A 14,257-nucleotide genomic window follows, 5' to 3' on the forward strand; every position below is an offset into this window, starting at 1 on the left:
AAACAGGCGAGTTGTTTTATATTAGCCATGATATTATGCCATTATGCAGGTACTTATTGTAGCAGCCACACAGCCCGAAGTAGAGGGATTGATCTCGGAGTTCGGATTTTCGATCTCGGAATCAGATGATAACCAACTGCTAACCGCCAACTGCCAACTGCTCATCACCGGTGCAGGTATGGTGGCTACGGCTTTCGCGCTGGGCAGGCATCTGGCAACACATCAATATGATCTGGTAATTAACCTGGGCATTGCCGGTAGTTTTAACCGCGATATTGCCCTTGGCACGGTGTGCGAGGTTACTGAAGATACTTTGGTGGAACTGGGTGCCGAGGATGATGAAGCATTTATCTCCATTGATGATCTCGGTTTTGGCGAAAGCAGATTTAAGGCCAGCTATGCGCTCCCATCAAGGGACCATATAAAAAAGGTAACTGCCGCTACCGTAAATACCGTGCATGGTAATGAGGCATCTATACAAAAATTAAACAGCCGCGTAAACGCCGACCTTGAAAGCATGGAGGGTGCCGCCTTTTTTTACGCTTGTAAACAGGCGGGCGTGCCTTGTGTGCAAATCAGGTCAGTGTCAAATTACGTGGAGAAACGTAACCGGGCAGCATGGCAGATAGGGCTGGCCATTAAAAATCTGAATACATTTGCTGCCGAGTTGCTGGCAGACCTATTGAAAGATTAAAATGTACTAACTATGAAACTAACCCTCGGCTTTTCGCCTTGCCCTAATGATACCTTTATTTTTGATGCCCTAATTCACCATAAAATTGATACCGAAGGACTGGAGTTCGAGGTGTTTTATGATGATGTGGAAACCCTCAACCAAAAAGCCTTTCGTGGCGAACTGGATATAACCAAGCTAAGCTACCACGCCTTTGCTTACGTTGCCAATAAATATGTTTTGCTTGATAGCGGCAGCGCCCTCGGCTTCGGCGTTGGCCCTATGCTAATCTCAAAAGAGTACTACGCGGCAGGCAACGATATCGACGAGATCATCTCAAATCTAACATCTCAAATCTCAAATCTTAAAATAGGTATTCCCGGCAAATACACCACCGCTAATTTTTTGTTGGGACTGGCTTTCCCGGAGGCTACCAATAAACAGGAACTGGTATTTAATGAAATTGAGGATGCCTTGCTGACGGAAAAGATAGACATAGGCCTTATCATCCACGAAAACCGCTTTACTTACCAGGATAAGGGTCTGAAAAAGATCATCGACCTGGGTGATTATTGGGAGAAAAAGACCGGTTGCCCTATTCCGCTTGGAGGCATTGTGGCTAACCGTAACCTGCCTGCCGATGTGCAGCACAAGGTGAACCGGGTGTTGCGTAAATCGGTAGAATATGCCTTTGCCAATCCAAAATCCGGACTGGAATTTATCCGCCAACACGCGCAGGAAATGAGTGAGGAAGTGATGTACAAGCACATTGAGCTTTACGTGAACAAATACTCGGTAGACTTAGGCGTGCAAGGCAAAAAAGCCATCAAGTTGCTATTTGATACCGCGAACGAGAAAAAGATCATCCCCGCTATTGAGGGCGGGTTATTCCTCAATCCATAGTTAAACAAGAATGGCAGATTAACTAACCCGCCATTCTTGTTTTATTTCTCCGCTAACAGATCATCCGTCAGCTTTTCAAATTCATTAATGAATTCGGTATAATGTTCGCCGGTGGCGGGGCCGCTAAAGCCGGTGTGTATTTTACGCACATTGCCCTTTTTATCAATAATGATGGTTGTCGGGAAGCCCACTACCTTGCTCAGGCCGGGCAGGCTTTTGGCGGCTTCACCTTTGTCGGGCGTGTAACCGGTAACCAATATGGGGTAAGGTACATTAAAGCGTTCTTTTAACCGCGTTAATGCCTTAACTGATTGGTCAAAATCCTTGGTGCGCTCATAAGCCAGGCCAATGATCTCCACACCTTTGGGCTGATACTTTTTATAGTAATTAACCAGGTAAGCGGTTTCGTCCATACAATTAGGGCACCACGAGCCTAATATCTGCACCATCACTACCTTGCCTTTAAATCGATCATCATTAATGGACACCTTTTTACCATTCAGATCAGGAAAAGCAAAATCCAGCTTTTTGTAACCGGATTTTAATGCCGTAAGCGAGTAGGCATCTGGCAACTTAACTTGCTCGTTCCTCGTGGCCTGCCAAACGTCCGTACCCGACAGGCCCGCGTAAAACTTGCCGCCCTCAATTTTATCAGCCCCTGCAACTTTAGCCTTAAACAGGTAAGCATGTCCGCCATCAAAGCAGGAAAGGTACAAGCTATCGCCCGCTACGGTACCTTCCAAAAAACGGTAATCGCCGGTAGTGGTTAAAAAGGTGCCGGTTAGTTTGACGCCTTCGTGTTTAAATTCGCCAACGGTGGTATCAGCCTTTTCACCCTCGCCAAAAGTGGCCGACCAGCGCCCGCCAACATTTGCGGCAGCCGGTTTCTCGTCCTTAAAAAAGCGCCATTTGGTATCGGGTGTGGCGGTAAAATCCATCGCCACGTTATCGGTAGCTAAATGTTTTATCCATTTGCCTTGTAAGCTGCCATCGGTGGTTTTAGCCAAAGCGAATTCCGAATCAAACAAAGGCATCCTGATGAATACCGAATCGCCTTTAACGGTTACATCGGGCACGGCAAAATGCTCGGTGCCATTGATGACGCTCAATTTATATTTTCCGGCGCTATCTGCCAGCTCAAAATTAAAAGGAATGCCTTCGCCTGCCGATGTTTTTAAAACACCGCGCCAGGTACCGGTTTTTAATGCAGATGGTTGGTTGCTACAGGCGGCCAGTATTGTGGCCGAAAATATGAATAGTCCTTTGCGGATATGCTGAATCATCTTTAAAAAAGTCTACTAAACTAATATACTTTTCAAAGGTAAATAATTTTGCCTTATTGGCGAATGGTGTTAACGGGCAAACCAAAAATGTATAAACAAAAAAAGAGAGCATTTTTAAGTGCTCCCTTTCCCCTAATTAATTTAAACTATTGATTAAACCCAAAACAAAGAACATAACATCTCAGCCTGGGCGTCTGAGAATTCGATTAAAAAAAATGTTTTTCAAAGGTAGACGTTGTTTTTATTCTCTTTTCACAGATGTAAACGCAAGGTCATATACCTTTTAACAAACACAACGCCATGATGCCAAAGTGCTGCGTAACTAAACCGTTACAATTAGTTAATTGATCCTTTTTAAATACAAACGGGAGTTAATTTATTTACTCAATAAATTAAACGTTACAACATGCTATAATAAAATGGGTAATAAATAAACAAAGTGTAGGCATTTACACACAAACACCTGTATCTAATTAAATACAATTGGTGCAAATTGTAGGCAAATTAAACACTTCATAATATTCTATATTTGGATTGATGAACTGGACCGCTGAATGGCTGCAATGGTGGCAGCACCAAACCTGGTACGAGCTTACAGCCGTAGCCACCGGCCTGGCATGTGTTTACCTGGCGGCACGCAATAGTATACATAACTGGCCCTTTGCTATCGTCAGCGTTTGCATTTACCTGTATATATTTTTCAAAGCCCACCTTTTTGCCGACATGGGGTTGCAGGTATATTTTTTAGCCATGAATATTTACGGCTGGTATTACTGGCTGCAAAAACCTAATGGTACCGGCTTAACACCTGTTGTGCTTATCACAAAAAAACAACTGGTCATATCGGCCATGGGTATTGCCGCTTGTACAGTTATATTAGGCAGCGTACTTAAATACACCACCGCGTCATACCCTTACCTGGATAGTTTTTGTGCCGCATGCAGCGTTGTAGCGCAGGTGCTGATGGCCCGCCGCGTTTTGCAAAACTGGTTGCTTTGGGTATTTGTCGACATAATTTATGTAGGCATCTACTATTTTAAAAATTTACACCCCACCGCCGTTATGTATGCCATCTACATATTTATGGCAGGTATGGGCTATATAGCGTGGCGGCGGGAATACAAAAAGCAGCAAACCAATCTCAATGGATAACAACATTATTAAAATAGCGGTGGTAGGCCCGGAGTCTACCGGTAAATCAACCATGTCTGCCTACCTGGCTGAACATTATCATACCATCTGGGTGCCGGAGTTTGCCCGCGGGTATTGCGAAAACCTGGATCGTGAATATACCTGGCAGGATGAGCTGAATATGTTTTACGGTCAGTTAGAACTGGAAGAGAAGCTTATTCCGCAAGCCAATAAATTGCTTATTTGCGATACTACTTTCATCACCATAAAAATATGGAGCGACCATTTGTTCGGCCGGTCGCCACAGGAGGTGCTGGATAAACTGGCTAACCACCCTTATGATTTTTATTTGCTGCTGGATATTGATATGCCCTGGCAGGATGACCCCCTGCGCGATTTTCCACACCTGCGCGGGCACTTTATGCAAGTATGGCATGCTGAATTACAAGCACTTAATGCGGATTATAAAGTTATATCCGGCCTTGGTGCCGAACGTTATGCCAATGCCGTAACCGCGATTGATGCCTGGCTGCAAAACTCCGCCAAAAGATAATTTAACATTCTGATAATATTTTACGCGGATGGTGCAACACCGGGATATATCTGCTGTCTAATAGATTGAAAGCTGAATATCACAATTGGAAGCCATATACATCGACAAACATTACAACCTGGTGGTTGAATGCAAGCAGGGTAGTAAAAAAGCCTGCTATGAGCTCTATCGCCTGTACGCTAAAGCAATGCTGAATGTTGCCTACCGCATAGTGGGCAACGTTGGCGAGGCCGAGGACGTGCTGCAGGAAGCCTTTCTGCATGCCTTTAACAAGGTGCATGATTTTAGGCAGGAAACCACCTTTGGCCTATGGCTCAAACAAATTGTTGTATCGCGATCCATCAATTTGCTCCGTAAGCGCAAACTGGAGTGGACGGAACTGGAAGACGAGAAGCTGATGAACATTCCGGATGAGGAGACAGAGGATGATGATGAAAAAAACTACAAGGTGGCACAGGTAAAAGAGGCCATGAAGGAACTCCCCGAAGGTTACCGCGTAGTACTATCGCTCTACCTGCTCGAAGGGTATGACCACGAGGAAATAGGCCAGATTTTAAATATTACAGAAAACACATCGCGCACACAGTTTTTACGCGCTAAACGGAAACTGGGCGAAATTTTAATCAGAAAAGGAATAACATCATGAGCAAGCGATTAGAAGATTTCATGAAAGCCAACAGGGACGAGTTTAACGACCTTGAACCGCGTATGGAATTGTGGGACAGCATTGAACAAAATTTAAATTTAAGCGGGCAGCCGGCCGGGTTGCCAAAAAAGCGCGAGGCCAAAACATTTTCGCTTGGCTTTGTGCTAAGGGTTGCCGCAAGCGTAATTGTGGTGATGGGCGTATGCTTCGTGCTGTACCTGCGCAACGGCCAAAACCAGGGCGTAGAACTGTCCGACATTAACCCGGCTTACGCTAAACAGCAAATGCATTATGCATCGCTGGTGCAAACTAAACGTACGGAGCTGAAATCGCTGGCCAAGTCTGACCCTCAGTTATACCGGGAGTTTAGCAAGGAGATAGCTAAAATGGATTCGGCATACAGCCGGTTAAAAAATGACCTGGTTACCAGCCCTAACCAGGAGCGTACACTGCGCGCCATGATACGCAACCTGCAGATACAAGCCGAGGTGCTTAACCAGCAACTGAACGTAATTGAACAATTTAACGAGTATAAGAAAGGACAAAAAAATGAGATCAAAAATATATAAGGTAATGTTTTCACTGCTGGCAGTCGCCCTGTTTGCCATCGGTACAGCATCGGCACAAAAAAAGCCGGCCCCCGCTGCAAAACCGGCTAAACCAGTAACTACGATCACCATTAATGGCACTACGCTTTTGAATGATGACGTTAAGGTTAACCTTAAAAACCTGAATGTTGATCTTAAAGATATAAAGGTAAAGCTGAATAGCAATGACTTTAAAAAGTTGAACAAAGAGCTTTCCGTAAGCCTTAAAAGCTTGAACAAGAATCTCAATATCAGCCTTGCTAATTTGGGTGATCAACTGGCCTCGGCAGGAGATATTGACCTGGATTTGGACGTTGATGTAGATGCGGATATTGACGAGGATAAGATCAAGATCAATAAAGTGACAACCACCAACGCTGATGATGACGATCTGGTTGAAAAGATTAAGAATTACAGCAAAACTTATTCGGCAGGCAGTAATGATGCCTTGAGTATTGACAACCGTTACGGTAAGGTAACCGTTACCACTTGGAACAAAAATGAGTTTAAGGTAGATGTACAGATAAAGGTTGCTACCAATAAGGAGAGCCAGGCCCAGCGCATGCTTGATGATGTTACGATTGCCGATGGCCGCGACGGGCAAAATGTTTGGTTTAAAACAAACATGGGTAGCAGTAATAACAGGGGGTCATGGTCAATAATTGGTGGTAGCAGCAGCAATATACGCCGCGTTGAAATAAATTACACCGTTTATATGCCAGCAAAAAATGGCCTGGCAGTAACTAACAGGTATGGCAGCACCATATTGCCCGACCTGGCCGGCAAGGTAACTATTAACCACTCGTACGGTAATTTCGCCGCCAAAAACCTAACCAATACGGGTAACGATATTAATGTGAAATACGGTAGCGCAACCATTGAAGGCCTTACAGGCAGCGAGCTTAATGTGGCTTACGGCAACCTTAACCTTAACGGGTGCGAAAAGCTGAACGCTAATATCAGCTACGGATCGGCAAAGATTGGCAGTATCAAAACATCGGGTACCATCAACGTAAAATACAGCGGCGGATTAAATATCGGAACGGTTGACAGGAATTTAAAGAACCTGGTAGTCAACTCATCCTACTCAGGTGTAAAATTAGGCGTTAGCGAACCGTTGAATGTTGACTTTGACGTAACGGTACATTACGGCAGCTTTAATTATGATAATGATGTGGTGAATGTGGTGAACAAAAATCCATCAGACGAGGAGCGGGGCTTTAACCCGACAAAGAATTTTAAAGGCAGGCTTGGTAAGGGCAGTAACGGCACCATTGTTATCAAATCAAACTACGGCAGCGTAAAATTTGAGTAATTCATAGCAAAATAAATACTAATTATTAAAACCCTTGCCTATGGCGGGGGTTTTGTATTTTAGCGGAACTTACAAACAACAATGGAAATTTTTTCGAACCCGGAAACCTGGATCTCCCTGATTACCCTTACTGTATTGGAAATTGTACTGGGTATTGATAACATTATATTCATCTCCATACTAGCTGATAAGCTGCCGGCAGATCAGCAGGCCAAAGGCCGCCGCGTGGGTTTAGGTATGGCGCTGATAACCCGTATACTGTTATTGCTTTCCATTAGCTGGGTAATGCGGCTTACCGCCCCACTGTTCAATTTATCCGGGGTATTGGGAATAACAGACGCTGATTGGGTAGAAAAACTGGCAATATCCGGCCGTGATCTGATATTGCTTGTTGGTGGTTTGTTCCTGATCTACAAAAGTACGCACGAGATACACGGTAAAATTGAGGGTGACGACGAAGATACGGGCAATGTTAAGGCGCACTCCTTTTGGGGTACTATCTTTCAGATCATGATACTGGATATCGTTTTCTCATTAGATTCCGTGATCACTGCCGTTGGTATGGCCGATCATGTAGAGATCATGATAGCCGCGGTAGTTATAGCTGTAATTATTATGATGTGGGCATCAGGCGGTGTGGCCCGTTTTGTTAACCAGCATCCAACGGTAAAAATGCTGGCCCTGTCCTTCTTGCTGCTCATCGGCGTATCGCTGCTTGCCGAAGCTTTGGAGCAACATATCCCGAAGGGCTATATTTACTTCGCCATGGCATTTTCAGTTATGGTTGAAATGCTGAATTTAAAGGTAAAAAGTAAAAGCAAAAAGGTTGCGCAAAAATAACTCTCCTAAAAGATATTAAATACATAAGGCCCGGATATCGGGCCTTATGTATTTAATATCTCAATTAATTTGTTGGCTGCGGTTTGGGCTGCTCCTTGCGTGGTATCATATCGGCACGCTGGGCGGTGTGGTAAACAAACGAGGCTACAATGGTAGCGGCTTGTTTCAGGTCGTCCTCCACCAGGCGGTCATAAGTATCCTGGTTGGTATGGTGCGTGCGGGTGCCATAATCCAAGGGGTCCTGGATGAACTGGAAACCCGGTATGCCAACAGCGTCAAACGCGAGGTGATCGGTGCCGCCGGTATTGCCGGCGGTAACGGTGCCTGCACCCAGGTCTTTAAACGGATCAAGCCATGCCTGGAATATCGGCCCCGCGGCGCTATCGCCTTGCAAATAAATACCACGTATTTTACCGGTACCGTTATCCAGGTTATAATAAGCTGATATTTTTTTCTGATCGGGTTTTAGCTCCATCGTTTTAGGATCGCCCAAATGGTTAAGCACATAATTGCGTGAACCATGCAAGCCCTGTTCCTCAGCACTCCATAAGGCAATGCGGATGGTGCGTTTTGGTTTAAAGCCAACCGCTTTAAGTATGCGCATGGCTTCCATCATTACGGCACTGCCCGCGGCATTATCGGTAGCGCCCGTAGCGGCATGCCATGAGTCGAGGTGGCCGCCGAGCACTACTACCTGTTCTTTCAGTTTTTTATCCGTTCCGGGAATTTCGGCAATTACATTATACTCCTGCATGTCCTCGGTAAAAAACTGGGTTTTGATGTCAGCTTCAAGCTCAACTTTTTGTCCGCCTTTTATAAGGCGCAAAATGCGCAGGTAATCCTCGCTGCTGGTTTCCAGCTCGGGCGCAACAGCTTTGGCCGTGTCAGCGTATGATGCGCCGTTGGTAGTAAATACTGTGCCATCAGTACCGCGGGCCATGCTTAATATCAGGCCAACGTTTTCGTCCTTTAAAAATTTATTTGTGGCGATACGTAACATACGTGCCCGCATTGCTGCCATGTATTGCGGTGGTATTTTTGAATCGGTAGGGCGTGACTGGCGGGGAGCTTGCGGTTTTGCCTGCGCCATTTTAGCAAGTGTGCTATCAGCATAGCGTTCCGCATCGGCAGTAAAGCCGGGTATAAGGGTAGTGGCTACATCAAAAATAATCACCTTGCCTTGCAGCTTGCCTTTATATTTATCCAGGTCGGTAAGGGTATCAGCCTTAATTAATACCACTTCGCTTTTTATAGGGCCGTTAGTGCCTGGTGTCCAGGCTTTAGGTATGGCGATGATGGCATGATAATAAGGCACCGTAATGGCGGCATAGTTTTTTTGAACTTCCCAGCCTTTGCCAAATTTACCCCATGGCTCGCGCTTGGCATTAGCCAGGCCCCATTTGGTAAATTGGCTTACCGCCCAGTTTTGGGCGCGCTTTAGCCCCGGCGATGCGGCCAAACGAGGGCCCGAAACATCCGTCAAATAAAAAGCGGTTTCCATAACCCTGGAGCGTTGCAGGCCTTCTTCGCGTATTTTTTGCACCATGGCCGCGTCAACCTTCTCCTGCGCGAACGCGCCGGTGGTAAGGCCTGTTATAAACAAGCCCGAGATGAGTAGTTTTCGTTTCATATTTGTTAGTCAGTTTGACACCAAAACTATTCAATTTAAGGTTGAAGTGTTTTAACAATATCGTTACAGGAGAAAGGCTTACTTATCTAGCTTGTTTGCTGTACGTTTTGGGGTCAAGCGCCGCCGGTGCCCAGCCCTGTAAAAACTCCATCACCTTAGCCTTGCCATGGCCTTCACCTTCCTCCAGATAACCTGAATTTTGGGTATGCAAACGGTTACCCTTGCTATCTAATACCACAAACACCGGGAAACCAAAACGCTGCGGATAGCCTAAAGAAGCTAAAACCGCTTCATTCATGTTTTCCTTGCTGTAATTAATGTGTACAGGCACATAGTTTTCGTTCAGGTATTTGCTCAGGTCAGCATCGGTAGTAACCAGTTTATTGAAACGCAGGCACCATATACACCAGTTACCGCCAATTTGCAGCAGTACATTTTTATGTTCTTTGGCCGCCTGCTTTACAGCCTGGCTTATTTGTAGTTTGGCATCGGCATTGGGGTTATACAATTTGGCGGTATCCTGGGCGTTTACTATAAATACAGGTACCATGAATAACATAATCAACAGTGTCTTTTTCATATCAGCGTTTTAAAAAATAAATGTACTTTTTTAAAACAATACCTGTTGGTTTTTATATAGCAAAAATTGTTAAGTAAAGCTTCAAAATCATGAATTTATAGTTTTCCACAACACTTAATGGCGATACGATAAATTCTGTTGGCACACCCACGCCTGATACGGGTGCAATGGTGTTGGTATGTTGAAAACTCAAATTGTATGGTGTTACCACCGACGGTAAATTTGATTAAAAACACTTATAGATTTTCTGACGGATAGCATTAAATCGTAATAAAGGAAATTCTACATTAAATCAAAATATTAATTAGCTATGGGCAAAAACATTCCAAAAAAATCAGCCATGGGTAAAGGACTAAAATTTAGCCGCTACTTTACCACTGAAGGTACCCCCGTGTTTGACCTTTTTAAATACGAAAAGCGCTCATCCGTTATCCGCAACCCATCGGGCGATGCGGTTTTTGAGATGAACGACGTAGAAGTACCGGCATCATGGTCGCAGGTGGCAACTGATATTTTGGCTCAAAAGTATTTCCGTAAGGCAGGTGTTCCGCAGGCCGACGGTACAACCGGTTCTGAAAAAAGCATTAAGCAGGTGGCGCACCGCATGGCCAACTGCTGGAAAGAGTGGGGCAGCCGCTATGGTTACTTTGCCACTCCGCAGGATGCAAATGTGTTTTATGATGAAATAGTATACACCATTACCGGCCAACTGGCAGCGCCAAACTCTCCGCAATGGTTCAATACCGGTTTGCATAGCTCTTATGGCATTACCGGCAAGCCGCAGGGGCATTATTACATCGACCCGGTTACCGAAACGCTTACCAAATCAACCTCGGCTTATGAGCGCCCGCAGCCGCATGCCTGTTTTATACTTTCGGTAGATGATGACCTGGTGAACGAGGGCGGTATTATGGATCTATGGGTACGTGAAGCCCGTATCTTTAAGTACGGATCAGGCGTAGGTACTAACTTTTCAAAAATACGCGGCGAAAGCGAAAAGCTATCCGGCGGGGGCTATTCATCAGGCTTGATGTCGTTTCTTAAAATAGGCGACAGGGCGGCAGGTGCCATCAAATCCGGCGGTACAACACGCCGCGCGGCCAAAATGGTTTGCCTTGATCTGGATCACCCTGAAATTGAAGGTTTTGTAAAATGGAAAGTTGAGGAAGAGAAAAAAGTAGCCGCGCTAATTGCCGCTGGTTATTCGTCTGATTACGAAGGTGAGGCTTACCGCACCGTATCAGGTCAAAACTCTAATAACTCGGTACGTATACCAAACAGTTTCTTCCACGCGCTAAACGAGGGTAAAAACTGGGATCTGGTTGGCCGCATGAATGGCAAAACCGTAAAATCCATATCCTCACAAAAACTGTGGGATGATATCGCTTTCGCGGCCTGGGCTTGCGCCGACCCGGGGGTACAGTACGATTCCACCATCAACGAATGGCATACCTGTCCTGAAGGTGGCCGTATCAACGCATCGAACCCTTGTTCGGAGTACATGTTTTTGGATAACACCGCATGTAACCTGGCCTCCATCAACCTGGCGCACTTTTTTAACAAAGAAACCCGTGTGTTTGATGTTAAAGGCTTTGAGCACGCCTGCCGTATCTGGACGGTCGTATTAGAGATCTCCGTACTGATGGCGCAATTCCCGTCAAAAGAAGTTGCCGAACTATCATACGATTACCGTACGCTTGGATTAGGTTATGCCAACCTGGGCTCGGCCTTAATGGTGAACGGCATCCCATACGATAGTGATAAAGCCCGTTCTATTGGCGGCGCTATCACCGCTATCATGACCGGTACCGCATACGCTACATCGGCCGAACTGGCGCGTGAGCTGGGTACCTTCCGCCGTTACGAAGATAATAAACAACACATGTTGCGCGTAATGCGCAACCACCGCTACGCGGCCTATAACTCAACCGAAAACTACGAAGGCCTGGAAATACTGCCTCCGGGAATTGACCAGAAGGTTTGCCCGGATTACCTGCTTTCTGCCGCTTGCAACGCCTGGGATAAGGCTGTTGAAATGGGCGAGAAACACGGTTACCGCAATGCACAAACCACCGTTATTGCCCCAACAGGCACCATCGGTTTGGTGATGGATTGCGATACCACCGGCATTGAGCCCGACTTCGCGCTGGTTAAATTCAAAAAACTATCAGGCGGTGGTTACTTTAAAATAATTAACCAGGCTGTGCCCGAGGCTTTGCAGAACCTGGGCTACCAAGAGCATGAGATAACCACCATTGTTAATTATGCTAAAGGTGCCGCTACTTTAAAAGGCGCGCCGCACGTTAACCTGGAAAGCCTGAAAGCCAAAGGCCTTACCGATACAGAACTGGAGAAATTGGATAAAGCGGTTGTTTCTGCCTTTGAAATTTCTTTCGCGTTCAACATCTGGACGTTGGGTGAAGAAGCGGTTAAACGCCTTGGTTTTACTGCCGAGCAATACAACGCGCCCGATTTTAACCTGCTGCGTAGCTTAGGTTTCAGCAAAAAACAAATTGCCGAGGCTAACGAGTACGTTTGCGGTACCATGACCATTGAGGGCGCACCTTACCTTAAACAGGAGCACTACCCGATATTTGATTGCGCCAACAAATGCGGCGCAAAAGGCGAGCGTTACATCCATGCGCATGGCCACATCAAAATGATGGCGGCGGCACAGCCGTTCCTTTCAGGCGCTATATCAAAAACCATCAACCTGCCCAACGAGGCCAAGGTTGACGAGATAAAAGATTGCTACGAGCTATCATGGAAACTGGGCCTAAAGGCTAACGCCCTTTACCGTGATGGTTGTAAACTATCGCAGCCGCTTTCAACCAAATCTGACGTTAAGGAAGAGGCTGAAGAATCGCTTGAATCTGTTGAGGAAGTATTGGGCGAGGCTGCCAACGTTAAGCTAAGCGACCTTACTGCCGACCAGGTTTTGGAAGCAGCGATGGCCATCATCGAAAAATCAAAGGACACCCGCTTTATGCGCCAGCTATCGCGCGTGGTACAAAAAAAGAACCTGCCGTTCAAACGCCGTGGCTATACCCAAAAAGCCAGTGTTGACGGGCAAACGGTATTCGTTCGCACGGGCGAGTATGAGGATGGTACCTTAGGGGAAATATTTGTGGATATGCACAAAGAGGGCGCAACCTTCCGCTCGCTGATGAACTGTTTTGCCATTGCCGTGTCGGTAGGTTTACAATACGGTGTGCCGCTTGAGGAGTACGTTGAGAAATTTACCTTTACCCGTTTTGAACCGGCCGGTATGGTGATGGGCCACGCCAACATCAAAAGCGCAACTTCTATTATCGACTACATCTTCAGGATGCTGGGGTACGAGTACCTTAACCGTACCGACCTGGTACACGTGATTACTGAAGACAAAGCGGTTATTGGCCATGGTTTTGATGACAGCGATTACAATACCGACGAAACCAACGTTTACATCCCCCAACCAGCCAAACCGGTAGCCGCTACGGAAAGCAAAGGCGGCGCCAAGCACCAGCTATCAGTTGACTTGAGCATGGGCGTACAAAGCGATGCGCCAAGCTGCAACGTTTGCGGCCATACAACCGTACGTTCGGGCACCTGCTACAAATGTTTAAACTGTGGTAACTCAATGGGTTGCTCATAAGCAATAGACCTTGCTGAAAGCAGATGCTCCGGCTAAAGCTTTCAGCCCTCTATAATAGTTAATTTACATCAAAGCCCTGCCGGCGTTAAGCTTGCAGGGCTTTTTTTAACCCCTCCTAAATCCTCCCCGAAAAGGAGGCCTTTTTTATTTACATGTCATATCGAACGATAGCGAGATATCTGTCGCTTTGCAATGAACGAAGACAGATTTCTCCTCGTACCTCGATCAAAATGACAAAATTTTTTATTTTAAGTCCTCCTTCTCGAGATGGATTTAGAAGGGGTTTAAAAAAAAGCGGAGGCCTGCCGGAAAACCGGGCCGGGAGTATGGCCTGTGCGGCTGAAGGTTTTTTCCGGCTTGACGTTATTCACATTATTATTTATTTTTAAGGCGTTCATGAGATCGCTACGCTTAGTATGGTTACTTTGTGTCTAAGACAAGGTAACTGGCCTCTGGCCAAGAGCAGGCTAACGATAATT

At 45.9% G+C, this 14,257-nt stretch carries 12 protein-coding genes; 9 read left to right on the forward strand and 3 right to left on the reverse strand.

What is annotated here, in order from left to right:
- Window positions 1–43: 43 nt before the first annotated feature.
- Both mqnB and AC3WJC_RS19365 read left to right on the forward strand, forming a co-directional pair.
- Window positions 44–694 (forward strand): futalosine hydrolase, encoded by a 651-nt coding sequence (gene mqnB / locus AC3WJC_RS19360; protein ID WP_492400767.1) that lies wholly within the window; start codon window positions 44–46, stop codon window positions 692–694.
- A 12-nt stretch (window positions 695–706) separates the two neighbouring features.
- Window positions 707–1,576, forward strand: coding sequence for a menaquinone biosynthesis family protein (locus tag AC3WJC_RS19365; protein ID WP_492400768.1), 870 nt, complete (start codon window positions 707–709; stop codon window positions 1,574–1,576).
- A 41-nt stretch (window positions 1,577–1,617) separates the two neighbouring features.
- Here the strand turns inward: AC3WJC_RS19365 and AC3WJC_RS19370 are convergent, their stop codons facing one another.
- Window positions 1,618–2,859 (reverse strand): TlpA disulfide reductase family protein, encoded by a 1,242-nt coding sequence (locus tag AC3WJC_RS19370; protein ID WP_492400769.1) that lies wholly within the window; start codon window positions 2,857–2,859, stop codon window positions 1,618–1,620.
- Between the two features lie 537 nt (window positions 2,860–3,396).
- On the opposite strand from AC3WJC_RS19370, the gene pnuC reads away from it, so the two are divergent.
- The 6 genes from pnuC to AC3WJC_RS19400 all read left to right on the forward strand — a co-directional run bounded on the left by pnuC (window position 3,397) and on the right by AC3WJC_RS19400 (window position 7,931).
- A complete protein-coding gene (gene pnuC, locus AC3WJC_RS19375; RefSeq protein ID WP_492400770.1) occupies window positions 3,397–4,011 on the forward strand; it encodes a nicotinamide riboside transporter PnuC in 615 nt (204 codons plus the stop codon).
- Window positions 4,004–4,543 (forward strand): AAA family ATPase, encoded by a 540-nt coding sequence (locus tag AC3WJC_RS19380; RefSeq protein WP_492400771.1) that lies wholly within the window; start codon window positions 4,004–4,006, stop codon window positions 4,541–4,543. The genes pnuC and AC3WJC_RS19380 overlap by 8 nt, the downstream gene beginning before the upstream one ends.
- 85 nt (window positions 4,544–4,628) lie before the next feature.
- Window positions 4,629–5,189, forward strand: coding sequence for an RNA polymerase sigma factor (locus AC3WJC_RS19385; protein WP_492400772.1), 561 nt, complete (start codon window positions 4,629–4,631; stop codon window positions 5,187–5,189).
- Complete coding sequence (locus AC3WJC_RS19390) at window positions 5,186–5,758, forward strand: hypothetical protein (protein ID WP_492400773.1); 573 nt, start codon at window positions 5,186–5,188, stop codon at window positions 5,756–5,758. Before AC3WJC_RS19385 ends, AC3WJC_RS19390 begins: the two co-directional genes overlap by 4 nt.
- Entirely contained in the window at window positions 5,739–7,091 is a 1,353-nt protein-coding gene (locus tag AC3WJC_RS19395; protein WP_492400774.1) for a hypothetical protein, read from the forward strand. The genes AC3WJC_RS19390 and AC3WJC_RS19395 overlap by 20 nt, the downstream gene beginning before the upstream one ends.
- Before the next feature lie 81 nt (window positions 7,092–7,172).
- Window positions 7,173–7,931 (forward strand): TerC family protein, encoded by a 759-nt coding sequence (locus AC3WJC_RS19400; protein WP_492400775.1) that lies wholly within the window; start codon window positions 7,173–7,175, stop codon window positions 7,929–7,931.
- Window positions 7,932–7,995: 64 nt separating this feature from the next.
- On the opposite strand, the gene AC3WJC_RS19405 is transcribed toward AC3WJC_RS19400, so the two are convergent.
- Together AC3WJC_RS19405 and AC3WJC_RS19410 are read right to left on the reverse strand one after the other, a co-directional pair.
- Complete coding sequence (locus tag AC3WJC_RS19405; protein ID WP_492400776.1) at window positions 7,996–9,561, reverse strand: M28 family metallopeptidase; 1,566 nt, start codon at window positions 9,559–9,561, stop codon at window positions 7,996–7,998.
- A gap of 82 nt (window positions 9,562–9,643) precedes the next feature.
- Window positions 9,644–10,141, reverse strand: coding sequence for a thioredoxin family protein (locus tag AC3WJC_RS19410; RefSeq protein WP_492400777.1), 498 nt, complete (start codon window positions 10,139–10,141; stop codon window positions 9,644–9,646).
- Window positions 10,142–10,451: 310 nt separating this feature from the next.
- Between AC3WJC_RS19410 and AC3WJC_RS19415 the strand changes: the two genes are divergently transcribed.
- Window positions 10,452–13,778: a vitamin B12-dependent ribonucleotide reductase gene (locus AC3WJC_RS19415; RefSeq protein ID WP_492400778.1), complete on the forward strand. Its 3,327-nt coding sequence runs from the start codon at window positions 10,452–10,454 to the stop codon at window positions 13,776–13,778.
- Window positions 13,779–14,257: the final 479 nt, after the last annotated feature.

The sequence above is a fragment of the Mucilaginibacter sp. FW306-07-L genome, from assembly GCF_058782065.1.

What these genes read in the sequence shown, in the direction of transcription:
- mqnB (WP_492400767.1), top strand. Translation starts at nt 44, where the DNA reads ATGCAGGTACTTATTGTAGCAGCCACACAGCCCGAAGTAGAGGGATTG.
- AC3WJC_RS19365 (WP_492400768.1), top strand. Translation starts at nt 707, where the DNA reads ATGAAACTAACCCTCGGCTTTTCGCCTTGCCCTAATGATACCTTTATT.
- AC3WJC_RS19370 (WP_492400769.1), bottom strand. Translation starts at nt 2,859, where the DNA reads ATGATTCAGCATATCCGCAAAGGACTATTCATATTTTCGGCCACAATA.
- pnuC (WP_492400770.1), top strand. Translation starts at nt 3,397, where the DNA reads ATGAACTGGACCGCTGAATGGCTGCAATGGTGGCAGCACCAAACCTGG.
- AC3WJC_RS19380 (WP_492400771.1), top strand. Translation starts at nt 4,004, where the DNA reads ATGGATAACAACATTATTAAAATAGCGGTGGTAGGCCCGGAGTCTACC.
- AC3WJC_RS19390 (WP_492400773.1), top strand. Translation starts at nt 5,186, where the DNA reads ATGAGCAAGCGATTAGAAGATTTCATGAAAGCCAACAGGGACGAGTTT.
- AC3WJC_RS19395 (WP_492400774.1), top strand. Translation starts at nt 5,739, where the DNA reads ATGAGATCAAAAATATATAAGGTAATGTTTTCACTGCTGGCAGTCGCC.
- AC3WJC_RS19400 (WP_492400775.1), top strand. Translation starts at nt 7,173, where the DNA reads ATGGAAATTTTTTCGAACCCGGAAACCTGGATCTCCCTGATTACCCTT.
- AC3WJC_RS19405 (WP_492400776.1), bottom strand. Translation starts at nt 9,561, where the DNA reads ATGAAACGAAAACTACTCATCTCGGGCTTGTTTATAACAGGCCTTACC.
- AC3WJC_RS19410 (WP_492400777.1), bottom strand. Translation starts at nt 10,141, where the DNA reads ATGAAAAAGACACTGTTGATTATGTTATTCATGGTACCTGTATTTATA.
- AC3WJC_RS19415 (WP_492400778.1), top strand. Translation starts at nt 10,452, where the DNA reads ATGGGCAAAAACATTCCAAAAAAATCAGCCATGGGTAAAGGACTAAAA.